The sequence below is a fragment of the Streptomyces triticagri genome (assembly GCF_003429565.1).
GTDB classification, from domain to species: domain Bacteria; phylum Actinomycetota; class Actinomycetes; order Streptomycetales; family Streptomycetaceae; genus Streptomyces; species Streptomyces triticagri.
This window is the reverse complement of sequence record NZ_QUAK01000021.1, coordinates 1-22,242: the sequence shown is the minus strand read 5'-3', so window position 1 is coordinate 22,242 and position 22,242 is coordinate 1. Positions and strand designations below refer to the sequence as shown.

Annotated in this window: 27 protein-coding genes; 11 read left to right on the top strand and 16 right to left on the bottom strand. The window is 72.3% G+C overall.

Annotation, left to right across the window (positions count from 1 at the left end; genetic code table 11):
• Positions 1-25: 25 nt before the first annotated feature.
• On the top strand, positions 26-601 hold the full coding sequence (locus DY218_RS04195; protein WP_128554532.1) for a helix-turn-helix domain-containing protein: 576 nt from the start codon (positions 26-28) through the stop codon (positions 599-601).
• Positions 602-1,149: 548 nt separating this feature from the next.
• On the top strand, positions 1,150-1,647 hold the full coding sequence (locus DY218_RS04190; protein WP_128554531.1) for a hypothetical protein: 498 nt from the start codon (positions 1,150-1,152) through the stop codon (positions 1,645-1,647).
• An 81-nt stretch (positions 1,648-1,728) separates the two neighbouring features.
• Here DY218_RS04190 and DY218_RS04185 read toward each other — a convergent pair whose 3' ends face one another.
• Positions 1,729-2,088, bottom strand: a complete 360-nt coding sequence (locus DY218_RS04185; protein ID WP_128554530.1) for a hypothetical protein — start codon at positions 2,086-2,088, stop codon at positions 1,729-1,731.
• Positions 2,089-2,260: 172 nt separating this feature from the next.
• Between DY218_RS04185 and DY218_RS04180 the strand changes: the two genes are divergently transcribed.
• A complete protein-coding gene (locus DY218_RS04180) occupies positions 2,261-2,770 on the top strand; it encodes a GNAT family N-acetyltransferase (RefSeq protein WP_233521351.1) in 510 nt (169 codons plus the stop codon).
• 232 nt (positions 2,771-3,002) lie between these two features.
• Here the strand turns inward: DY218_RS04180 and DY218_RS04175 are convergent, their stop codons facing one another.
• On the bottom strand, positions 3,003-3,944 hold the full coding sequence (locus DY218_RS04175; protein WP_128554528.1) for an aldo/keto reductase: 942 nt from the start codon (positions 3,942-3,944) through the stop codon (positions 3,003-3,005).
• Between the two features lie 99 nt (positions 3,945-4,043).
• Between DY218_RS04175 and DY218_RS34810 the strand changes: the two genes are divergently transcribed.
• Positions 4,044-4,730 (top strand): TetR/AcrR family transcriptional regulator, encoded by a 687-nt coding sequence (locus tag DY218_RS34810; RefSeq protein WP_407703548.1) that lies wholly within the window; start codon positions 4,044-4,046, stop codon positions 4,728-4,730.
• 33 nt (positions 4,731-4,763) lie between these two features.
• On the opposite strand, the gene DY218_RS04165 is transcribed toward DY218_RS34810, so the two are convergent.
• The 3 genes from DY218_RS04165 to DY218_RS04155 all read right to left on the bottom strand — a co-directional run bounded on the left by DY218_RS04165 (position 4,764) and on the right by DY218_RS04155 (position 6,994).
• Positions 4,764-5,168 (bottom strand): YybH family protein, encoded by a 405-nt coding sequence (locus DY218_RS04165; protein WP_128554526.1) that lies wholly within the window; start codon positions 5,166-5,168, stop codon positions 4,764-4,766.
• 302 nt (positions 5,169-5,470) lie between these two features.
• A complete protein-coding gene (locus DY218_RS04160; RefSeq protein ID WP_128554525.1) occupies positions 5,471-5,854 on the bottom strand; it encodes a winged helix-turn-helix transcriptional regulator in 384 nt (127 codons plus the stop codon).
• Positions 5,855-5,968: 114 nt separating this feature from the next.
• Positions 5,969-6,994, bottom strand: a complete 1,026-nt coding sequence (locus DY218_RS04155; RefSeq protein WP_128554524.1) for an NADPH:quinone reductase — start codon at positions 6,992-6,994, stop codon at positions 5,969-5,971.
• Positions 6,995-7,142: 148 nt separating this feature from the next.
• Here DY218_RS04155 and DY218_RS04150 point away from each other — a divergent pair, with 148 nt between their 5' ends.
• Positions 7,143-7,577: a MarR family winged helix-turn-helix transcriptional regulator gene (locus DY218_RS04150; protein WP_128554523.1), complete on the top strand. Its 435-nt coding sequence runs from the start codon at positions 7,143-7,145 to the stop codon at positions 7,575-7,577.
• A 164-nt stretch (positions 7,578-7,741) separates the two neighbouring features.
• Positions 7,742-8,497: a VOC family protein gene (locus DY218_RS04145; RefSeq protein ID WP_128554522.1), complete on the top strand. Its 756-nt coding sequence runs from the start codon at positions 7,742-7,744 to the stop codon at positions 8,495-8,497.
• Between the two features lie 18 nt (positions 8,498-8,515).
• On the opposite strand, the gene DY218_RS04140 is transcribed toward DY218_RS04145, so the two are convergent.
• Complete coding sequence (locus DY218_RS04140) at positions 8,516-9,163, bottom strand: LysE family translocator (protein WP_199566626.1); 648 nt, start codon at positions 9,161-9,163, stop codon at positions 8,516-8,518.
• A 123-nt stretch (positions 9,164-9,286) separates the two neighbouring features.
• Entirely contained in the window at positions 9,287-10,201 is a 915-nt protein-coding gene (locus DY218_RS04135; protein WP_128554521.1) for an alpha/beta hydrolase family protein, read from the bottom strand.
• A 212-nt stretch (positions 10,202-10,413) separates the two neighbouring features.
• Here DY218_RS04135 and DY218_RS04130 point away from each other — a divergent pair, with 212 nt between their 5' ends.
• Positions 10,414-10,989, top strand: a complete 576-nt coding sequence (locus DY218_RS04130; RefSeq protein WP_128554541.1) for a TetR/AcrR family transcriptional regulator — start codon at positions 10,414-10,416, stop codon at positions 10,987-10,989.
• A 177-nt stretch (positions 10,990-11,166) separates the two neighbouring features.
• Here DY218_RS04130 and DY218_RS04125 read toward each other — a convergent pair whose 3' ends face one another.
• Positions 11,167-11,613 (bottom strand): SSI family serine proteinase inhibitor, encoded by a 447-nt coding sequence (locus tag DY218_RS04125; protein ID WP_128554520.1) that lies wholly within the window; start codon positions 11,611-11,613, stop codon positions 11,167-11,169.
• Between the two features lie 304 nt (positions 11,614-11,917).
• A complete protein-coding gene (locus DY218_RS04120; RefSeq protein WP_147336120.1) occupies positions 11,918-12,646 on the bottom strand; it encodes a hypothetical protein in 729 nt (242 codons plus the stop codon).
• A gap of 185 nt (positions 12,647-12,831) precedes the next feature.
• Between DY218_RS04120 and DY218_RS04115 the strand changes: the two genes are divergently transcribed.
• Positions 12,832-13,239 carry a hypothetical protein gene (locus DY218_RS04115; protein ID WP_128554518.1) on the top strand — a complete coding sequence of 136 codons (408 nt, stop codon included), beginning with the start codon at positions 12,832-12,834 and terminating at the stop codon, positions 13,237-13,239.
• A 280-nt stretch (positions 13,240-13,519) separates the two neighbouring features.
• Positions 13,520-14,422, top strand: a complete 903-nt coding sequence (locus tag DY218_RS04110) for a hypothetical protein (protein WP_128554517.1) — start codon at positions 13,520-13,522, stop codon at positions 14,420-14,422.
• A 23-nt stretch (positions 14,423-14,445) separates the two neighbouring features.
• On the opposite strand, the gene DY218_RS04105 is transcribed toward DY218_RS04110, so the two are convergent.
• Positions 14,446-14,922 carry a flavodoxin family protein gene (locus DY218_RS04105; protein WP_128554516.1) on the bottom strand — a complete coding sequence of 159 codons (477 nt, stop codon included), beginning with the start codon at positions 14,920-14,922 and terminating at the stop codon, positions 14,446-14,448.
• A 233-nt stretch (positions 14,923-15,155) separates the two neighbouring features.
• Complete coding sequence (locus tag DY218_RS04100; RefSeq protein ID WP_233521349.1) at positions 15,156-15,524, bottom strand: winged helix-turn-helix transcriptional regulator; 369 nt, start codon at positions 15,522-15,524, stop codon at positions 15,156-15,158.
• Positions 15,525-15,639: 115 nt separating this feature from the next.
• Between DY218_RS04100 and DY218_RS04095 the strand changes: the two genes are divergently transcribed.
• Positions 15,640-16,302 carry an NADPH-dependent F420 reductase gene (locus tag DY218_RS04095; RefSeq protein WP_128554514.1) on the top strand — a complete coding sequence of 221 codons (663 nt, stop codon included), beginning with the start codon at positions 15,640-15,642 and terminating at the stop codon, positions 16,300-16,302.
• A 156-nt stretch (positions 16,303-16,458) separates the two neighbouring features.
• Positions 16,459-17,349 (top strand): LysR family transcriptional regulator, encoded by an 891-nt coding sequence (locus DY218_RS04090; RefSeq protein ID WP_128554513.1) that lies wholly within the window; start codon positions 16,459-16,461, stop codon positions 17,347-17,349.
• Between the two features lie 68 nt (positions 17,350-17,417).
• On the opposite strand, the gene DY218_RS04085 is transcribed toward DY218_RS04090, so the two are convergent.
• From DY218_RS04085 to DY218_RS04065, 5 genes are all read right to left on the bottom strand, one after another.
• A complete protein-coding gene (locus DY218_RS04085; protein ID WP_128554512.1) occupies positions 17,418-18,821 on the bottom strand; it encodes an MFS transporter in 1,404 nt (467 codons plus the stop codon).
• On the bottom strand, positions 18,821-19,282 hold the full coding sequence (locus DY218_RS04080; protein WP_128554511.1) for a nuclear transport factor 2 family protein: 462 nt from the start codon (positions 19,280-19,282) through the stop codon (positions 18,821-18,823). Before DY218_RS04080 ends, DY218_RS04085 begins: the two co-directional genes overlap by 1 nt.
• A gap of 42 nt (positions 19,283-19,324) precedes the next feature.
• Positions 19,325-20,236, bottom strand: coding sequence for an alpha/beta hydrolase (locus DY218_RS04075; RefSeq protein WP_128554510.1), 912 nt, complete (start codon positions 20,234-20,236; stop codon positions 19,325-19,327).
• Between the two features lie 117 nt (positions 20,237-20,353).
• Positions 20,354-20,980 carry a hypothetical protein gene (locus DY218_RS04070; protein WP_128554509.1) on the bottom strand — a complete coding sequence of 209 codons (627 nt, stop codon included), beginning with the start codon at positions 20,978-20,980 and terminating at the stop codon, positions 20,354-20,356.
• Between the two features lie 95 nt (positions 20,981-21,075).
• Positions 21,076-22,242: WD40 repeat domain-containing protein (locus tag DY218_RS04065; protein WP_325051964.1), on the bottom strand; the 1,167-nt coding region annotated here is incomplete at its 5' end.

Sequence of the window (22,242 nt, the reverse complement as noted above, 5' to 3'; positions counted from 1 at the left end):
CCGGCGCGACGGAGGGAGTTCGGAGATGGGCGACGAGGAGAGCGGAGGCCCCCGCGTGGGCGCCGGCATTCGCCGGCGGCGCCGGTCGCTCGATCTCACCCTGGCGGAGGTCGCGACCCGCTCGGGCCTCTCGGCTCCCTTCCTCAGCCAGATCGAGAACGACCGCGCCCGCCCGAGCATGCGCTCCCTCCAACTCATCGCGGACGCCCTCGGTACGACTGCCGTCCAACTCCTCGCCGCGGCCGAGCCGCCCCGCGAAGTGGATGTCGTACGGGCGGCGGCCGCCTCCGCCTTGGACGCATCGGACGAGGCGCGGGTGCGCCCGCTGGTGCGTGGCCATCACCAGCTGCACGCCCTCGAGTTCACCGGCGACCACGATGCCGCCCGCGAATTCCGGCACCGCAACGACGAGTTGATGTACGTGGCCGACGGCTCGGCGGAGGTCGAGGCGGGCGGCCGCACCTACCGCCTGACCCGAGGCGACACCCTCTACCTCACCGGCGGCGTCCGCCACCGCTGGAGGGCCACCGCTCCCGCCACCCGGGTGCTCCTGGTCGCCGTGGCCGACCACGTCGAGACGACCCCGGACCCGCGGGGCTAGAGGGCTTCTCCCTCCTCGGCGGCGCTCGACCCGGCGCCCGCCCGCACCGACGGACCGGTGGGCGCGGGATCCGTACCCGTACTCGACCCGTACCCGTACCCGTAACTGCATCTGCACCTGTACCCGTACTCGATGCCCTCAACTGCGCCAGCGCCACCCCCAACCCACCGATCCCGGCCGCGGATCCGACCACGCCCCACACCTGACTGGACGTCTCCAGGTCAGCGGCCGACACCCACACCAGCAACGCGACCGCAGCCCCCGCCCCGACCACGGCCAGGGCCAAGGTCAAGGCCCACCAGAATGCCTTCATGGATCCGTGTTCCTGTTGTTCCTATGCCAGCGGGCCCCGGCCCTGAGCTCCCGCTTCCGGCGAACCGGCTCCACCGGCCGGCCGCGGCGCGGCTGTCTCTCGATCGGCCTACCAGGCCGGGCATCCGACGAGCCGTGTCCTTGATGTCCCGTTACGTTCCCAGAGGGGTGTGGAGTGCCGACCGACACCGCTCCGCGCCGATGGCACATCGTCACGAGCGAAACAGGAACATCACATGAAGCGCATCGCCTTGATCGCAGCTCCCGTCGCCGCCGCCACTCTCGCGGGCGGTGTCTTCTGGGCACAGTCCGCAGTGGGGGCCTCGTCGGCGACACCGTCCGACGCGACCGCCGCGAAGGCGCAGGCCGCGGCGGCGGCCGGCCTGGTCCCGACCCGGCTCACCGAACTCCAGGCCACCAGCAACCGCTTCTCGTCCGCTGTCCACACCTCCGGCGGCCTCGTCGAGAACGTGGGGAACGCGGTGGGCGTCCCGAGCGCACCCGTCAAGGTCGAGGTGGTGGACACCAACGACTCGGGCAACCGCGCAGAGTGCAACGCGACCACCGACGCGCTCGGCCGCTTCCAGTGCGACGCGACACCGAACCGCGTCGAGGACGACTCCCGGTTCTGGGTCACCTTCACCTACGAGGGCAACACGGTGTTCTCCTCCTCGACGGAAGGCGTCCAGTCCCAGGGGATCGTGTACGAGACGTCGGCTCCCGTGGAGCCGTAGCCGTCGCTCACCTCTCTCGGCTCCGCCCGGCGCGGGTACGGGCGGAGCCGAGAGGCCGCCGGTCCCTACTTCTCGGCCATGTCACTTCTCGGCCATGTCGTCGGCCAACGGGGCGATGCCGGCGCTGCCGGGCGCGCCGTGGTCGTCGCCGAGGGGCGAGAGGGCCTTGCCGATGTCCTCGCCCGCGGAGGCGAGCGAGGTCCCGGTGGGCGAGCCGTGGTTGTCGCCCGTCGCGCCCATCGGCTCGATATGCGCCAGCATCTTCGGCGCGATGCCGCCGGTGGGTGCGCCGTGGCCGTCGCCCGCCGCCGCGGTCGCGGTGCTCAGTGCGGCCCCCGCGGTCGCCAGCAGTGCCACGGCCGCGGCACGCGCCACCGTCTTCTTGACCGCCGACCTCGCCGTCCTCGCCGTCCTCGCCGTACTTGTCGTCCTCGCAGTCATCGCCGTCCTCGCCATGTCGTCCCCCTCGAATCGCAGACCGGTACTCAACTCCCCACCGGTATCGGCCCCGAGCGCCGCCGCGCCATCCGTTTCGGCCCAGTCCGAAGGGCGGCCCGGCCGTGACGCCCGCGCGTATGGACACGCAACCGTGCGGTCTCCGACCATGGTGGGCATGCCCACGTGGACCATCGAGCAGGAGCCCGTCACCGGACCGGAGATCGGTGACGTGATGTGGCAGTACTTCGGCGAGATGGCCGAGCGGGTGATGGGGCGGTCGGCCGTGGAGGCCGAGCTGCGGCAGGCGCTGGAGCGCGACCCGCACCGCGATCTCGCCCCGCCGGGCGGTGCGTTCCTCGTGGCGCGCGACGGTACGGGTGCGTTCCTGGGCTGTGTCGGCGTACGGCTGTTGCCCGAGGTCCCGGGGGCGGCCGAGCTCAAGCGGATGTTCGTACGGCCTGCCGGGCGCGGTACGGGGCTCGGACGGGGGCTGCTCGTGGCGGCGGAGGCCGCGGCGCGCGAGCTGGGCGCCACGCGCATGGTGTGCGAGACGAACACCCAACTCACCGAGGCCCGGGCGCTGTACGCGGCGCACGCCTACGAGGAGATCCCGCCGTACGAGGGCCACGGCCGAGCGGACCACTGGTTCGCCAAGTCCCTGGTCGAGGACGGCACGGCCGGGTAGCGGCGAAGCCGGTCGCCACTCGTCCGGTCCCGTCGAACGGCCTCAACCACCTCTCCGCACACCCTCGACGTCCTCCCCGGCGGCACCGCCCGCACGGTAGGCCTCGGGGGTCGCCAGCCCGAACTCGGCGCACAGTTGCGCGACATCGTGAAAGTCGACCTTGCGCGGCGGGTACCCGGAATGGCATTGCAGCGACCACTCCGGGGTCTCGCAGCGTACGGGCGTGCCGGCGTCAGTCGAGTTCGATGTCGCCCGTGCGGGGTGGGATCGCGTCCAGGGTGCTCAGGGTCGTGGTGTCGAGGGTGAGGGTGCCGGCCGCGATGTTGGCCGCCAGGTGGTCGGGGTTCGCGGTGCCGGGGATCAGGAGGATGTTCGGGGCGTGGTGGAGCAGCCAGGCCAGGCCGATCTGGGCGGGCGTGGCGCCCAGGTCGCGCGCGGTGGCGGTCACCGCGGGCTCCTCGGTGACCTTGGGCATGCCCGGGAAGGAGCCGCCCAGCGGGAAGTACGGCACCCAGGCGATGCCCTCCTGCAGGCACAGCAGGAGCAGGTCCTCGCCGCCGCGGTCGAGCAGGCTGTAGGAGTTCTGTACGCAGGCGATGCCGGCGGGCAGTGCGCGGCGGAACACGTCGGGGGAGACGCTGCTCAGACCGATCGCGCCGATCTTGCCCTCGTCGCGCAGGGTGGTCATGACCGCGAGCTGGTCGTCCAGGTCGACGATCTGGTCGCCCTCGGCGCGCAGGCCCGGACCGATGTCCGTACGGCGGAGGTTGACCAGCGGGATCCGGTCGACGCCCAGGCTCGACAGATTGTCCTCGACGGCCGCCCGCAGCTGCTCGGGGCGCTGGGCGAGACGGAGGGGGAGCGGGCCGTCGGGGTCGGGCTCGGCGCCGACCTTGCTGACGACGATCACGTCGTCCTCGGGGCGTACGGCTTCGCGGATCACCTCGTTGACGAAGCCGTGGCCGTAGAAGTGGGCGGTGTCGATGTGGTCGACGCCCAGGTCGATGCAGTGGCGGAGCAGCGCGACGGCGGCCTTGCGGTCGTCGCGCAGCCGCTCGAGCTGCATCGCGCCGAAGCCGACGCGGGAGACGGTGCGGCCGGCGAGCTCGCCCGCGCCACCGGCGCGCTGTGCGCCGGACGCGGTGAGCCGGGCGGGACGGTGCGGAGAGGTCATGGCTGCTCCCGTACGCGTGGGACGATGGAGGAGGCGGAAACGGAGTCACTCCGTTTCTCTCGCACAGCCGACCGTACCACTAACCGGAGGGCCTCCGTTTTGGCCGGAACAGAATCAGGCGGGACCGAATCAGGCGCAACAGAATCAGGCGGAACAGAATCAGGCGGGACCGAATCAGGCGGCACAGCAGCGGCAGCTGCAGCGGCATCGTCCCCGCGCCGCCCCGCCCGCGCCGACGCGCGCAGAAACCGCGCCCGGCTCCTGACCGCCGCCCGTGACGCCTTCGCCGCGCAGCCCGGCACCGCGTCGATGGACGCGATCGCCCGCCGGGCCGGCGTCGGCATCGGCACCCTGTACCGCCACTTCCCCACCCGCGAGGCACTCGTCGAGGCGCTCTACGCCACCGAGCTCGACACGGTCGTCGCCTGCGCACCCGGACTCCTCGCCGAGCTCGAACCGGCTCAGGCGCTGCGCGCCTGGATGAATCGGTACGCCGAGTTCTTCGAGATCAAGCGCACCGTGTACGAGACGCTGCGCGCGGGCTGGGCCACGGGCAGCATCGCCACCCCGACCACCCGGGAGCGCATCACGTCCACCATCGACCTGATGCTCCGCGCCGGCGCGGAAGCCGGGACGCTGCGCTCGGACATCGACCCGGGCGACGTCACCTTGATGCTCCTCGGCGTCTTCCACTCGACGGCGGTCACCGACTCGCCGGAACGGGTCGCGACCCTCCTCGACCTGGTCCTGGACGCCCTGCGCCCCGGGAAAGGCCCGAAGGGCTGACCCACCCGGGTCGAGCCGGCGCGGGCAGCCGGCTCAACCGGCGTCGGTGTACGGGAAGGAGTGGTGTTCGTGGGCCACGATCCAGCGGCCCTGCTCCTTGCGGAGGCCGAGGGTGAGGCGGAGGCGGTTCTCCGGCCGTTCGGCGAACTCCTCCGGGGTTCCGCAGCGCAGCAGGGCGTACGCGTACGCCACGTCCTCGCCCGCGGTGACGTCCAAGGACTCGATGTCGAACGTCGCGCCGTGCGCCTGCCACTCGAAGAACGGCGGCCAGGCCGCGCGGTACGCGTCGATGCCACGGATGCCTTCATGGGGCGGCGGTACGTCGAACATGACGATGTCGTCCGCGTGGTCCGCCACCACGGCATCCATCTCGCCCCGGTGCACGGCCCCGGCCCACCGCTCGATCAGCCCCCGGATCTCGACCTCGTCCTGAGTCATCGCACGGACCAACTCCTCACTGACCAACCGCCCATGGCGCGCCTGTCACCCCTTAGGGCATGCCCTAGCCTGACGGATGGTTGAGGGCAGCGCACGGAGGGGCGGCGGTCATGTCACGGGCACGGAAGATCACGGTGCTGGCACTGGTGGCGGCGATCATCGGCTGGTGCTGGACGAACAGAGGCCTGTTCCTGGGGTACTGGGCCATGCGCCACGCCAACGACTGACGCGCCGGCGCCCGGCGCCCGGCGATCGGCAGCCGGCGACCGGGAGGTGGCGATCGGCAGCCTGCGCCCGGCAGTTCAGGTGTCGAAGCGGTTGCGGGACGCTTCGATGTGCGTGAGGTTCCGGTGGGTCCAGGCGCACATGGCGTCGATCGTCGTACGCAGGGCGCGGCCCGGCCCGGTGAGGGTGTACTCGACCTTCGGCGGGACGGTGGGGTGGATCCTGCGGTCGAGCAGGCCGTTGCGCTCCAGCATGCGGAGGTTCTGGGTGAGCATCTTGTGGCTGATGCCGTCCACCTCGTCGCGGAGCTCGCTGAAGCGCAGGGTGCGATCGCCCAGGGCCTCGATGATCAGGAGCGCCCATTTGTTGGCGACGTCCGAGAAGATCTCCCGCGCCAGCGAGTCCGCGCGCCGCAGATCGGCGTCCTCGGGCAGCCCTTCGAGCTGACGTCTGGTGCCCATCGGCCGCCTCGTTCCTTCCGCGCTTCTTCGTTTCTTCCGCGTCCGCCGATGCGGTCATCGCCGTTCGCCGACGCCCGCATCCACGCTGGTCGGGAACCACTCTCCACCAGCGCGTCAGGCGACGTCCACCAGGATCTTGCCGGTCGTCGCGTTCTCCACCGCCCGGTGGGCGTCGGCCGTACGGTCGAGAGGGAAGCGGTGCAGCGGCAGGCCGTGCTGCTCGCCCACCGGCAGGGCGCCGGCGTCGAGCGCGGCGGTGACGTCCGCCACGGCTGCGGCGCGTGCCTCGGGGCCCGCGGTGTAGAGCACCAGGAACTGGAGACGCGCGTTCAGGACCATGGCCTTGGTCGCGTTCAGCTCCACGGGCCTGCCGCCGGATCCGTCGTCGGCGTACGCCGCGATCGTGCCGCGCGGTCGCAGTACGGCCAGATCCAGGCCGAGGTTGGCGCCGAGCGCGACCTCCGCGACCAGGTCGATACCGTCCGGGGCGATCTCGCGGATCCGGGCGGCCGGATCCCCCTCCCGGTAGTTGATCACGTGGTGCGCCCCGGCGGCCGTCGCGAGCCGGGCCTTCTCCGGTCCGCTGACCGTGCCGAGGACGGTGGCGCCGGCCCACCGCGCGAGCTGGATCACCGCGTGCCCGACGGCCCCCGCCCCGCCCGCGGCCAGGACGCACCTGCCCTCCAGGGCCCCCGGCCGGAGCCTGCTCGGCCCGTCCTCGGCCACGGTCAGCGCGCGGTGTGCGGTGAGTGCGGGCACGCCGAGGGCCGCGCCGACGTCGAAGCCGGCCTCGTCGGGGAGCGGTACGGCGCGTTCCGCGGGTACGACGGCGTATTCGGCGGCCGTACCGGTCGGGCGCCCGGCGGCCGCCATGTACACCCACACCCGCCGGCCCAACAGGCCCCCGCCCACCCCCTCGCCCACGGCGTCGACCGTACCGGCGCCGTCGAGATGCGGAGTGACCTCGGCGAAGGGCGGCGCGACCCGGCCCGCGCCCGAACGCGCCTGCAGATCCGTCGGGTTGACGCCCGACACGGCGATCCGGACGCGCACCTCGCCCGGCCCGGGCGCCGGCGTCTCACGGTCGACCGACTCCAGTACCTCGGGGCCGCCGTTCTCGCGATACACGATGGCTCTCATGGTCCCCATCCACCCGTCTTCTCGGAGCATTCGCGGAGTGTTCTCGGAGTCTTCTCGGAGTCGAGCCGGCCCGGGGCGGGCCCGGCGCAGTCGCCTGTTAGCGTTGATATCTCAACACTGAGGCCAGACTAGGAAGAGGTTCGTTGATATGTCAACGCGGCGAGCGGGCGGCGGAGCCCGGCCATCGGACCCCGTCGACTTCTGGTCCGCCTTCAAGCGCGCGCACGAACTGGTCCGGGCGCGCGTGATCGCGGACACCGCCGAGGCGTCCGGCCTCTCCGAGCCCGATCTGACGATCCTCTCCGCGCTCGACAAGGCCGGCGGCTCCCTGCGGCAGAGCGAACTCGCCGCGTCCCTCGGCTGGGACCGCACGCGCGTCTCCCACCAGCTCACCCGCATGGGCAAGCGTGAACTCGTCACCCGCGAGCGCGCGAACGGCGTCACCGTCCACCTCACCGACACCGGCCGCCGGGCCGTCAGCGCCGTACACCCGGCTCTGGAGGCGGCGGTACGACGCCACTTCACCGACCGCCTCTCGGCGGAGGAGACCCGGACCCTGAGCGCCCTCTTCGACCGGCTCTGAGCCCGGCCCTGCGGTTCCTGTTCGGCCCCGAGGAGCGGTTCCACCGGTATCTCGGCCACTGCGCCGACGCGGAATGGCAAGTGCCGGGCATGGCCGCGGCAGCAAGCACCGTGACACCGCGAGCACCGCACGGGACTCCGCAGACGCCCCCTACGATCGGCGCCATGGCACTGCGACCGGTACAAGTGAACTTCAAGGCCGTGGACGAGGCGGCGGTCGGCCGCTTCTGGGCGGACGCGCTCGGCTGGGAGATGTCGAGCGAGGGCCCCGGGGTCGCCAATGTGGAACCGGGCGGCGACTTCGTCTGGCCGGACGCCTCGGCGGTCTGCATCGACGTCGTGGCCGTACCGGAACCCAAGACGGCGACGAAGAACCGGCTGCACATCGATCTCGCCAGCACCTCGGCCGAGCATCAGGCGGAGCTCGTCGAGCGTCTGCGGTCGCTCGGTGCGACGCCGGTCGACGTCGGGCAGCGCAACGTGCCGTGGGTGGTCCTGGCCGATCCGGAGGGCAACGAGTTCTGTGTGCTCGCGCCCGAGGAGCACTACCGGGACACCGGGCCGATCGCCGCGGTGGTGGTGGACTGCGAGGATCCGCGCGCGATGGGCCGGTTCTGGGGCGAGGGCATCGACTGGACGCTGCACGAAGTGGCCGACGACCGGGCGGTGTTGCGCTCCGCCGAAGGCGTCGGCCCCTACCTTGAGTTTCTCCGTACGCCCGGCGGGAAGACCGTCCCGGACCGCGCGCACCTCGATCTGCTGCCGTATCCGGGCGAGGACCAGTCGGCGGAGGTGGACCGCCTGAAGCAGCTGGGCGCCCAGGACCTCGACCTCGGGCAGGGCGATGTCCCATGGGTGTGCCTGACGGATCCGGAGGGGCACGAGCTGTGCGTACTCGCGCCGGCTGCCGCGGAGTCCTGAAGTACCGCTCCGGAGCCGTCAGTCCTTGCGGCCGGTCACGGCGACGGTGACGCCGAGGCCGATCATGGTGAGGCCGCCGGCGCCGCCGACCAGGGAGAGCCGTCCCGGTGACCGCGCGAACCAGTCGCGGGCCGAGGCGGCGGCCAGACCCCAGGTCATGTCGCAGGCGATGGCGATGACATTGAAGACCAGGCCGAGCAGCAGCATCTGGCTCACCGCATGACCCTGTCCGCGGTCGACGAACTGCGGCAGTACGGCGGCGAAGAACACGATCGTCTTGGGGTTCGTGACCCCGACTGCGAACCCCTCCCAGAACGTCCGCCTGCCGCCCTGCGCGGCGTCCACCCCCGCCACCGCCGCCGGCAGCGAACCGCGCTCCCGCCAGGCCTTGACGCCGAGAAACACCAGATAGGCGGCGCCCGTCAGCTTCAGCGCGGTGAAGACGAGCAGCGAGCGCTCCACGATCGCCCCGACGCCGCATGCGACGGCCACGACGAGGAGGTACGCCCCGACAGTGTTCCCGGCCACGGTGGTGAGCGCGGCGCGGCGGCCCTGGGCCAGGGCGCGCCCGATCACGAACAGCACGCTGGGGCCGGGAATCACGATAAGGAGCAGGGACATCGCCGCGAAGGCGAGCAGACGGTCGGCGGACACCATGCGGCTCATGCAATCACCGCGGTGCGGCCGGCTCCACCGGTTTACGGGGCGGACGGCAGTGCGCAGTCAGGGCCTCGCCCGGCCGTCGGCGCCCCTTACTTGGTGTCGATTTACGTGGAGTCGATGCTCCCGCTACTTGGAGTCGATGCTCCCGATCGGCTCGGCGTCCTCCGCGAGCGCCGCGGCCGCGCTCTTCCAGGAGGTGTCCCCGGGGTCGAGGGCGCTGCGCAGATAGGCCGTGGTCAACCGCTGCAGAAGGGCGACCCGGGCCGGGCTCTCGTCGGTGGTCTCGGCCGCGTCGTATCCGCTGATCCCGCCCAGCGAGTGCTCGGCGCCGAACAGGGTGAGCAGGCTCTTCGGGCCGGGGCTGTGCACGTACGCATCGGTGAACCAGTCGGGGCCGCGGGTGGAGAGCTGCGACTGGTCGTGGTCTCCGGCGACGACCAGGGCCGGCCTGGTCATGGTGGCGAACGACGGTGTCATGAACGGCAGTTGCTCGCGGGCGAACGGCGTCAGCTGGTCCCCGAGACCCGCCGCGGCGAGCAGCACACCGGCCGTGACACGGGAGTCGGACAGGTCCTCTCCCGGGACCCCGCCGGCGTCCAGGACCCGCGCGCCGAGCAGGGTGCCCACCGACTGCGCTCCCCAGGAGTGGCCGGCCACCGCGATCCGGTCGAGGGCGACCCGTCCGGCCAGGCCCGGCACCGCGGCCACCAGGGTGTCGAGTTCGTCGAGTACGTGCCGCAGATCGTCGATCCGTATCCGCCAGACACGGGGCGTACGAGGATCGTCCGGCGGGACGGCAAGGCGGCGGGAGTCGAGATGGGTGGGCTGTACGACCACGAAACCGCGGGCCGCCCAGTGGTTCGCCAGCGGGGCGTAGGAGTCGAGGGACTGTCCGAAACCGTGCGAGAAGACGATCACCGGCAGGTCGTCCCCGGAGGCGGGCGCGGACACCCTGACCTGGAGGTCCTCGCCGCGCCCCGGGCGGGCGGGCAGGGTGACCGGCTGGGCGGACAGGAAGGTCGGCGGGATCGGTTCGGGCATGGCTGTGCCTCTCGTGGGAGGTGGGGTGTGGCACTTCGGGGCGGCTCTGCCACAATCAGGAAAACGGAGCATCGCTCCAGTACGACGATACGGAACGTCGTTCCGCTTTGCAAGACGCGAGAGCAGAACTCGGGAATGGGAACGGAAGGGATCGACGCGTGAGTGCCAGCGGCCAGGCCGGAGAGACGCCGGGAGCGGACAAGCCCACGGGCGTGCGCCCTGGCCCCAGGCGCAAGGACGCCCGGCGCAATCAGCAGGCGCTGCTCGATGCCGCCGCCACCGTCTTCGTCGCCTCGGGCGTGGAGGCACCGGTGCGGGACATCGCGGCCGAGGCGGGCGTCGGCATGGGGACGATCTACCGCCACTTCCCGACCCGGGCGGACCTCATCGTCGCGGTCTACCGTCACCAGGTCGACGCCTGCGCCGAGGCCGGTCCGGCCCTGCTGGCGAGCAGCCGCACTCCGTACGCCGCCCTGGAGCAGTGGATCGACCAGTTCGTCGACTTCCTCGTCACGAAGCACGGACTGGCCGGAGTGCTCCAGTCGGACAACTCCGGCTTCGAGGCCCTGCACGCCTATTTCCTCGACCGGCTGGTGCCCGTCTGCGGCGAACTGCTCGATGCGGCCGTCGAGTCCGGCGAGGTCCGCCGCGACCTCGCGGACCTCGGCGGCCTCCAACTGATGCGCGGTGTCGGCAACTTGTGCGTCGGCGCGAGCAACGACCCGTCGTACGACGCCCGCCGCCTCGTCGCCGTCCTCATCGCGGGGCTGCGCCGGCCGGCGGGGTGAGGGCCGGCCGGCGCGGGGCGGCAGGAACGACGGGAGCGTCCCGGCGGCCTCCCCCCACGGGGGCCGCCGGGACGCGGGGATGGGGGTCCGGGGAGGAGTGGGCCCGGGCCCCGGTGGTCTGGTTCGGTCGGTCCGGTCCGATGGTCCGGTCCGGTGGTCCGATCCGGTCCGGCTCGGTCAGAAGGTGAGGGCCGTGCCCTCGCCGAGTGCGGCCTTCATCTCGCAGGAGTTGGCGAACGAGGTGGACCACTGGACCTGTCTGCCGTCCCAGGCGCCGGCCGCGGTGACGGTGACGGGGCGCCATTCCTTCGTACAGAGGGCGTCCGGTGCCGCACCGAGCAGATCGGTGAACCGGCCCTGTACGTCGGAGAGTTCGGCGCAGGCGCTCGCCGCGGCCGGATGTGTGCCGCCCGCGGTCGGCGTACAGGTCAGGGTCGCCGCGCGCTCCGCGACCATGGTCGCCGGATCGTCGCCCTGACCGACTGTCAGGACCAGGGCGCTGGGTGCGTACAGGCTCGCGGCGGTGGACTCGGCCTCCGGTCCGGCGTGCGCGGTGCCGGCGGAGAGTGCGGCGACGCAGATCGCGGCGGCGGCAACGCCTATGGCCTTGAGGAGGGGACGCATGGAGGGGCTCCTTCGATCGGTGCGGGTGGGTGGGGCGTGGCCACGGCGAGGAGTCTTGCGGGTGCGGAGGGTGAGCGCCATGCGGGTGGTCGATTTCCGGATGGCGGTACTCGACTGCCGGTGGTGGCACGGGTGTTCGGCCAGCTCAGATGTGTCCGGCGCGTATCGGATCGGTTACTCGCCGTACCGGCCGGCGTGGTTGGTGAAACCGTGAACGACCCTCTGACCTGCGGCGGAATCGGAACTATTCAAACTTCGACCGCTTGTATTGGCCGAAATTCATCGAACGGCGGCGTGACCCGAGTCACCGTCGCCCAGGCCGACTTGACCCGGCCGCTACGCCCGCCGCCCGGTCCGCCGCACGCGGCCAGGCGGCGAGCAGCGTGCTCAGGGCCGTCAGGCCGAGGGTCACGACGGCCGCGCCCCACGGCGTGCTGCGGCCGGCGGCCTCCGGGGACACCCGGCGCCGCGGGTCGTATGCGACCCGGATCTCCTCGCCCTTCGCCGCCACGACCCGGTCGTCCCTGAGCTCGGTCGGATAGCCGCCCGGACAGCGCAGCTTGATGCGGTGCACCGTCTTCGACGGCGGACCGCCCTCGCCGCTCGAGTGCTGCTCCGAGCTGCTGACCTCCCGTACGACACAGACCGCCGTACCGCTGCGGGCCGCCGTCGCGTCCGCGGCCGCCACCGCGGCGAGCAGCGCCATCGCCAGGAACAGCGCGCCGAACAGACCACCGCTGTCGGCCCGCAGACGGACGTACGCCAGGAGCGCACCGACGCCGCCCGCGAGCCCGACCGTCACCGCGACCGTGGTGGACGGCGGGGACGAGGAGCTCCCCGCCATCGACCAGTGCGTCCACGCGTACACCGCCACGGCGGCCGACGCCGGCAGCAGCGTCGCCGCGCCGCGCAGCACGATGCGCCGTACGCCCGGTCTACGCAGCCAGGTCGGCATCTGAAACCAGGTGTGCAGCCAGGTGAACAGCCAGGCCCGCAGCAGGATCCGCGCCCGCGTGGTCACCGGAAGCCTCATCGTCGATCCCGTCCCCCTCGCCGAGCGTCCCACGATGTCCCGTGGCCGCGTGGTGCGTTGCTGGTCAGGGCGGTGGTACGGGCAGCACGTCCCATCCGGGGGCCGCGCGGGACTCCTGGCCCGGCGGCCCGCGGCAGGCTGGTGCCGACTCATCCACCTGCACGTACGACCACAGGAGTTCACCCATGCGCAAGCGCGTATCCGCAGCGGTCGGCATCACGTCCGCCGCCCTCGCCATCAGCAGTATCGCCTTCGCCCCGACCGCGGCGGCCGCGGGGAAGACCAAGGGCGCCATCGCCAGGGTCGACTGCAAGGTGCACTCGATCTCCAGCGACTTCGGCACCACCTCGTACAAGGCCTGCCACAAGATGATCGGCGGCAAGAAGCACGTGAAGTTCAACATCCGGGCCAAGGACACCCGCAGGGACGGCTACTGCGCCGTCGCGTCCGCGTACATCGGCACGAAGGGCAACGGCAAGAAGGTCATCTCGACCAGCGCCTGCGGCAAGAACAAGACCTCGGCCTGGAAGAAGGGCTCGACCTGGCACAAGGCCACCTCGGCGCCCCACGTCTACGCCCTGACCGCGCTCTGACGGAGCACGTCACCGGCCGCTGCGCCGTCATCGGAGGTCACCCCCGGTGGCGGCGGGGCGTTCGTGACGGAACTCACCGCACACGTGCACGATTTCGTCTCATAAGTCCCTGCGCGAACCGCACCGGACGCGCGATGATTTGCGGCAGCATTCGGGGGACGGGGGCACGCATGCCTCGTGCCGACTCAACGGCCCTGCGCGGCAGCCGGCTTGCATCGCCGTCGCGGCGATTCCGCCGGTGCGGCGCAGGTCGATCACCGGAACGTCAGGAGTGGTGTACGTGAAGCTGTCTACCGTTCGGCGCGCGCTCGGGGTGTCGATGGCGACGACGGCCCTGGCTGTCTCGGTGGTGGCCTGCGGGTCGGGCTCGGACGACGGCGGCTCGGACGACGCCGGGAAGAACGGGAAGGGCTCGGACGGGGGCAAGGGCGCGTCGTCGGCGCCGGGGGAGTCCGGCGGCGGCTCGGACTCCGACTCCGGCGGCTCCGGGTCCGACGACTCCGGGTCCGATGGCTCCGGTTCAGGCTCCGGTTCCGAACGCAAGCTGTCCGCCGCCGAGTTGGCGAAACTGCTCCTCGCCAAGGCCGATCTCACGGGCCCGCTCAAGGGCTACGTCGTGGAGAAGCCGGGCCCGGACGAGGTGGACACCTCCGGCGGGATGAAGGCCACCGGCAGCGAGTGCCAGCCGCTGATCGACACCCTCAACGAGGTCGCGCCCGCCGGCGCCGCCGAGACCGAGCGCCGCGCGGTGATGGGCCCGAAGGCGAAGCGCCTCGAGGAGGGCCTCGGCAGCCAGGTCGCCCTGTCCTCCTACGAGAGCGCCGCGGACGCGAAGAAGACGCTGGACGCACTGCAGACCGCGGTCGACAACTGCGGCGACGGTTTCAAGGCGACGGGCACATCGGACGAGGACAACCAGGAGTTCACCCGGGTCGACACGGCGAAGGCACCCGAGGGCGCCGACCAGGGCGTGGCGTACGACCTGGTCGGGGACCTGGCGGAGGGCGAGGAGGTCGCCGAGGGCATGAGCAGCGAGATGCCGATGAAGTTCGTGTACGCACGCTCGGGTTCGACCGTGGCGATGTTCCTGACGTACAACCCCTTCGACCCGAAGAAGACGGCATTCCCGAAGGGCCTGATCGACGCCCAGATCAAGAAGCTCACGGGCGACGCGGGCGCGTGAGCCGGGGCCGCCGAGCCAACGGTTCAGCGGGCCGGTCGGTACGTCTCGCGGAGTCGGGTGGCGAAGGCCTCGGCGGTGGTGAGGTCCCCGGGGGTGGGGTGGTGTTTGTTGACGCCGCCGATGAGTTTGAGGGGGCCCATCGTGTCGAGGGCGCGGCAGGTGAAGCGGCCGGTGATCGTGAGGCCCTTGCGTTCCAGGGCCCGTACGGGCGCGCGGGTGTACGGGGCGAACGGGATCTCGGGGAAGCCGCTGGTCGCGAACACGAAGGCCCGCCCGCCCCGGGCCGTCGCCGGCAGCGCCTCGACGACCCTCAGGAGGCCGGGGTGCATGCGGCCGTAGTAGACCCCCGAACCGAACCCCACGAGGTCGGCCTCCGCCAGCTCCGCCGGATCGGCCTCCTGAGGAGTGACCACCTTCGCCTCGAGCACCTGCGCCATGCGCTCGGCGATCCGGCGCGTGTTTCCGTGTGACTTCGAGGCGCACACCACGATCGTCTTCATCCCTGCGGCTCCTTCGGCGCGCGTTCTTCGCTCGTCCTGCCGTCACGACGTGCCGAGCGGCCTCGCACGTGACATCGGCGCGCCGAACGCCGCCGTCCCGACCGGCTGCGCAGATCATGTCCCGGTTGCTGCACGGCGTTGTCCCGGTCGGGACCTGGCGTCGTAGGAGGCGCTCCGCAGAGAGCTGCACGCGCTGCCGGCGTGACGGCCGGCCCGGGGCGCGGCGGCCGGCGTCAGTCGGTGTGGGCGGTGTCCCGAGCCGCGTCCTGGGCGGCCAGGACCTCGTCGCCGTGCTCGAAGGCCCAGGCCCCGACGGTGTCGATGGGGGCCAGGAAGGAGCGGCCGAGGGAGGTGAGTCCGTACTCGACGCGGGGCGGCGCGCCGGGGTGGGACTCGCGGGTGATCAGGCCGTTGTACTGCAGTCGGCGCAGGGTCTCGTTCAGGACCTTGGGGCTGATGCCGCCGATGCGTTCGCGCAGGTCGACGGGGCGCATGGGGCCGGAGCGGAGGGCCCAGAGCACCACGGCGTTCCAGGTGTTGGCGAGCAGGTCGAAGGCGAGGCGGGCGCGGCAGTCGGCGAGGAAGGCGTCGGGCGTCGTCACGTACCAAATGGTGCCTCACGGGCCCCCTAGCGTCGGTGTGAACGACCGGGACGAGACGGCACGAGACGGGTCTCGGGGCGTCGAAGCCGGTGTGCGACGGGGAGAGGAGTGCGTGATGAGGATCGGTGTACTGGGGACGGGCAACATGGCGGATGCCCTGGCCACCCACTGGGCGCGGGCGGGCCACGAGGTGCTCGTCGGCGGGCGGGACGCGGCCCGGACCGCGGCGCTCGCGGAACGTGTCGGTGGTGCGGCGGGCGATCTGCGGGCGGCGGCCGAGTTCGGGCAGGTGGTGCTTGCCGCGCTGCCGTTCGGCGCGGGGGCCGATGTCGTACGGGAGTTGGGCGCGGCACTGGACGGCAAGGTGCTGCTCGACTGCTCCAACCCGGTCGGCCCCGGCTTCCTGCTGCAGACCGAGGGCGGGGTGTCGGCCGCGCAACTGCTCGCCGATGCGGCGCCGGGCGCCCGAGTGGTGAAGGCGTTCAACCTCTGTCACGAGGATGTGTGGCGCATGCGGCCGCCGGTCTTCGACGGCCGGCCGCTCGCCGTACCGGTGTGCGGGGACGATGCCGAATCGGTGGCGCTGGCAAGGGCGTTGGTGTCCGACGCCGGGTGCGTGCCGGTGTCCGGCGGCGGTCTGGAGAGGGCGGGGCTCCTGGAGGCGACCGCCGCGCTGTTCATCGGCCTCTGGGTCGGCGAGGGCGCGGACGCCCAGGCGATCGCGCCGCCGCTGGCGTATGCGGAGGGGCCGCCGCGAGGAGACGGGCCCCAGGAATGACGCGGGCGGACGGGTAGGGCCTGGACCCCTGTGACCGGGAAGATCTACTGTTCGTCGAGCTGTCGGCCTGAAGTCGAGCCATCGGCCTGAACTGGCAAGGGGCGCGAGGACACACTGCGTTCGCGAGGACACACTGCGTTTCGGACGGGGAGTTCCGTGGAGCGGTACGAGATCGAGACCTTTCTCACGCTGGCCGAGGAACTGCATTTCGCGCGGACCGCCGAGCTGTTGCGGGTCTCGCCCGGTCGGGTCAGCCAGACGATCAAGGCACTTGAACGGCAGATCGGCGGCGCGCTGTTCGAGCGCAGCAGCCGTCGCGTCGCCCTCACCGCTGTCGGCCGTCGGTTCCGCGACGACCTGGCGCCCGCCCACGAGGGGATTCAGCGAGCCGTGGCCACTGCCAGGGCCGCCTGTGCGCAGATCAGCGGTGTGCTGCGTATCGGCTTCACCACCCCGTGGATGGGAGACCTCCTCGTACGTGCCGGAGACGTCTTCGCGACCCGTCACCCGGGCTGCGCGGTCGAATTGTCGAACATGACCTACGGCGCCGCCGTCGCGGCGCTGCGGGCGAAGCAGGTGGATCTGCTGATCGCCGAGCCTCCCGTCGAGGAGCCCGACGTCGTCATCGGCCCGGTGCTGCTCTCCGAGCCCCGGGCCTTGGTGGTGTCCACCTCCCACCCTCTGGCGGAGCGGGAGACGGTGTCGTCGGAAGACCTTGCGCTGCTGCCCCTGGTCACGGCTGCCGAGGTGTCACCGGCATGGCGTGCGGAGTTCTACCCCTCTCACACCCCCGGCGGCCGACGCGTCGAGCACGGCCCGACCGCGCGCGACTGGGAGGGTGTGCTGTCCCTCGTGGGCGCAGGCAAGGGCGCCACCGTGGCGGCGGCCAGAGCCGGGACCTACCACGCCCGGCCCGGCATCGCCTATGTGCCGTTCGATGACGCGGGTCCCGTCGACTACGCACTGATGTGGCGAAACGAGCGCCGGCCGGCCGGATTGCGGGCCGTCATCGAGACCATCCTGGAGTGCGTCCGGTCATCACGGTGACCTGGCGGTCGGGTCGTCTCATCACGGTGACTCGGCGGTCGGGCCATCTCATCACCGTGACCTGGCGGTCAGGTCATCGCGGGTCCGCTGCTCCGCCCGGCCGCGGGCAGCGTCAGCGTGGCTCCGGCGGTCGCCAGCAGTCCGGCTGCCGCGAGCAGCACGCTCCAGTGCATCCCGGTGAGGAACGACTCCCCACCGGCCAGCAGCGCGCCGAAGACCGCGACCGCGATCGCCCCACCGACCTGACGCGCGGTGTTGAGCGCGGCGCCGGCCGTGCCCGCCCGGTCGGCCGGCACCGCATCGAGCAGCATCGCGGTGAGCGCCGGCACCGCGAGCGCACCGCCGAGACCGACCGGCACCATCAGCCCCGCCACCACCCATACGTTCGTGTGCGCTCCGATGCCGAGAAGGGTCAACAGGCCTACGGCTCCGACGAGTTGGCCCGCCACCATCGGCACCCGCGGGCCGTACCGGGCGGCGAGTCGTGCCGATGCCAGGTTCACGACGGCGACAAGGGCGGTCATCGGGATGAACATCACGCCTGCGTGCAGCGCCGACTGCCCCCGCTCCTGCTGGAGATACAGGCTGAAGTCGAACACCCCTCCGTAGTAGGCGGCATTCAGCATGAAGCCCACCACCAGGGACACCGTCACCACCCGGGTCCGGAAGAGCGGCAGCGGCAGCATCGGATGCGCACCCCGTCCCTGCGCGAGGAGGAAACCGGCCGCCGCCACTGCGGCCACCAGCAGCGAGAACACCACCACCGGGCGCGCGAAGCCCTCGGCACCACCTTCGATGACGCCGTACGTCAGCCCGCCCATCGTCAGTACGGCCGTCACCTGGCCGATCCCGTCGAGCCGGGCAGGAAGCCGGGGCGACGCCGGGACCTTCGCGAGCAGAGCCAGGGCCAGCACACCGGCCGGCAGGTTGACGAAGAAGATCCACCGCCAGCCGACCGAGGCGGTCAGCGCCCCGCCGACCAGAGGTCCCGCGGCCACCGCGACCGCGCCGCCCACCGTCCAGATCGCGATGGCCCGCGCCCGCTCGGCCCGATCGGCGAAACCCTGCCGGACCAGGGCCAGGGAGGCGGGCATCAGCACGGCGGCCGCCGCCCCCTGCAGCAGCCGAGCCGCGACCAGGACTCCGAGCCCGGGCGCGAGTCCACACGCGACCGAGGCCAGAGCGAAGAGCCCGAGACCGCCGCCGAACGCCCGCTTGGCGCCCACCCGGTCGGACAGCGCGCCCGCGGAGAGCATCAGGGCGGCGAACATCAGCGCGTAACCGTCCACCACCCACTGCAGACCCGCCATGCCACCGCCGAGACCGCGGCCGATGTCGGGCAAGGCGACCGTGACGATCAGCGCGTCCAGAGAGATGAGGAAGAAACCGAGCAGGGCCGCGCCGAGCACGGCGTGGGAGCTGCCGCGGACTGCGCCGCGTGACGGCCCGGACGTCGTTGCCCGGACTGCCATCACGCGGCCGCCTGCGAGGGCAGTGCCTGGTTGCCGTCGCCCCAGGTGGCGGTCATCACCACCGTGTCGATCAACCAGCGGTCGCCGGCCCTGACCAGCTCCCAGCGGTAGTCGCCTCCCAGCGTCCACAAGGAACCGCCGTGGGCGGCGGCCAGGCGGTGGGTGGCCTGGAAGGAGGCCGTGCACACGGCGCGGTCGCCGTCGATGACGACGAGGTGGTTGGCGACGAGGTGCTGGGTGGCGTCGTAGCCGCCGAGCGTGCCGGTCCAGGCGTCGACGATCTCCTGCGGGGCGAGCCGGACCGGTTCGCCGCCGGCCAGGCTCGTGTAGTCGAGCACGACCTTGTCGGCGAACAGCGCGCGCAGCTGCTGCCATTCACGCCGATCGGCATGCACGGCCATACGAGTGCAGGTCTCGGCGATCGCGTACTTGGCGGCGACGGTGGTGCCGGATTCGGGCATGGCGAGGTACCTCCTGGGCAGGGGTGGCGGGAGCCGGGTTGATCACAGCGTGCGGGCGAAGTGCTCGGCGGCCGAGTCGGCGGCGAGCGAGACATGCTGCGGCTGGTCGTAGAAGTCGAACTGGACGCCCTCGGTCCACAAGAACTCCGAGGGCCCGCCCAGGGCCGCGTGGAAGCGGCGGGCACCGTCGGGGATCGCCGCGCCCTCGCTGTGCACCAGCAACGTCGGCGCCTCGAGCCGCGGAGCGAGCGCGACGGCGTCGAAGTCCAGCCACTCCGTCCAGGCCATGACGGCGTACCGGTTGGGCCACTGCTCGATCCCGCCGCGTTCCGGGTTGAGATAGAAGTCGATGGCGAACGGCATGGCCGCCTCCGGGTCGCTGCCGCTGACCACCGGGACGTAGACGACCTCCCCGGTCTCCTCGTACCGGCGCCGGGCCGCGGCCGCCGCGGCCTTCTTCGCCTCGATGCCCTCCGGTCCGCCGTAGTTCTCCTCGCAGATACGCCGGTCGTGCAGCCACGGCGCCACCAGAGCCAGCGAGTTCACCCGGGTGTCCTGCGCGGCGAAAGCGCTCGCGTACATGGCCCCCGCGCACACGCCGAGGACGCCGAGTCCGGTGGCGGCGACGGCAGGATGGGCGGCCAGGAAGTCGGCCGCCCCCTGCAGGTCGCGGACCTTCAGCTCCGGTGACTCGTAGTCGCGCGGCACACCCTCGGACTCGCCGTATCCGGTGAAGTCGAAGGACAGCGCCGCGAAGCCACGCCGGGCCAGTTCCTCGGCGTAGCGGTCGGCCATCTGCTCCTTGACCGACGTCCATGTCCCGGCGACCAGGACTGCCGTGAAGGGAGCGGTCCCGTCGGCACCGGGATCGGATGCATCGGGATCGGGCAGGAACAGACGTCCGGCGAGCTTGCCTCCGCCACCGGCAAATCCCACCTGTTCGCACACGGGCACGTCAGAACTCCTTCGCAGAGGGACCGGAACAGCGGCCCCCACGCTCGCAGTCGACAGTTGCCCCCAACAACGCCCAATGTCTAAGCCAGAGTTGAGCGCCGCTAAACCTTGCCGCCCTCAGCCGGAGCCGTGCAGGGCGCGGCCGGTGCAGGGCTGGCAGATCTCCCGGTCCTCGCCCGGGACCGTGGAGGTGATGGCCTCGGTGTGCAGCGGTCTGCCGCACCGCGGGCAGTGGCCCGTCACCGCGTGCCGGGTGACATGGGCGGGCCACCGGCCGAAGACCTGCTCCCAGGCCGCGGCGGCGTACAGGACGTAACCCGAGGGATCCACCGCGCCGTTGAACTCGGGAACGGTCCGTTCGACGGCGTGCCGCCGGGCCGGCGCCCGCTCGAAGAGGAAGTACGCGGCGCAGTCCTCGCAGACGTACCAGGGCGTCTCCTCGGCCGCCGTGGCGCGGAGTTGCCGGCTGTAGAACTGCAACTGCTGCGAGGTGTCGAGCGATTCGACGAGCGCCTTGGTACGCGCGAACACCGCCTCCCAGTACGCCTGGGACGAGGTGACCCGCTCGGTGGGCAGGGCGTAGGCGCCGGCGCGGGACAGGGGCCGGCCACAGCAGTCGCAGACACGGTCCTCGGTGTCGGTGTCGGTGTCGGTGTCGGTGCCGGTGCCTGTGCTGGTGTCGGCTGTGTCGGCCTCCGCGGTGGCGGGTGCGCGCCGGTGCTGTCTGTCCCTGAACCATCTCACCGGCCGGCCTCCCGTTCCGCGGCTGGCTGCCTCGTACCCACACAACGTCAGGTGCACGCAGGGGAGTTGGAGGCCGGCCGGGCGGCCGTGGCCGGCTACAGTGCGGCCCTGGTGGGCATTTCGTGCGCGCGGACCCGGCCGTGCCCACGCGCCGTGATCAGCCGGCGCGGCCCCGCCCAGGCCAGAGCGGTCACCGCGCTCGGGCCGTCCCCGCCGTCCACACCGTCCCCGCCTTCCGGGCCGAGCAGACGCGCCGGGCTCAGATACGAGTGGGCCCGGCCGCTGGTCGCGTACCAGAGGGCCACCGCGCCGTCCCGCCCGCCGGTGGCCAGATGGCCGTCGGTGCCGGGCCGCCAGGCCAGGGCCGTGACCGTACGGTGGTGGCGGAGCCGGCGCGGGGCGCGGTCGGTGAGGCCGCCCCGCGAGAAGTCCCAGACGGTCACGTCCGGGGAGCCGTCCGTGGCCAGCCAGTACCCCGTCTCGTCGAAGGACAGCCGGGACACCCGCTCCGGATAGCCCCGCACGCTGAGGCCCTTGCCGCCGGGGGTGCGCCAGACGTGCACCTCGGCGTCCGCGCTGCCCGCGCACATCCATTTCCCGGTCGGGGACACGGCGAGCGCGAGCTCGCGGCCGGCGCACGCATAGCTGCCGACGGGATGCCCGGTCTGGGACTCATGGGTGTGTACGCGCCCGTCCGCGGCCACCGCCAGATGTCCCTGCGGCAGCCAGGCGACGCCGGTGACCGGCGAATCGCGGCCGTCGGTGCGCCAGGCCTCCCGGCCCAGGGCGTCGAGGACGACCGCGTGGTGCCCCGCGGCGACCGCGACCTGCTCGCCGTCCGCCGACCAGGCGGCGCCCGCGCCGGCGGCACCGGCGGTGGGCTGCGACCGGCCGGACATCCGGTTCCACAAGGTGTGCCCGCGAGGCCCGGTGGCCACCAAGTCCCGTGCATCGGGGGAGAGTTCGACCCGTTCGGCGCCGCCCGGCACGCTGAGGGAGTCGAGCGTGTCGCCGGTCGCCGCGGCCAGCACGCTGACCGTGCCTCCGGCGGTCGCGACGGCCACCAGGTCGCCGCGGGCGCTCACCGACACGGGCACGTCGTCGACGGCGACCTCCCAGAGCGGGGACGGGGCCCGGTCCGTACTCAGGCCGAGCGGAAGGCTGCCGCCCGGGCCGGGCAGGCGGTGGCGGCGCGGCAGGGCCGGGCGGGGCTGTTCGGCGCCGGGGCCCGCCGGGGGAGTGCGGGCGGTGTCCGGGCCGGG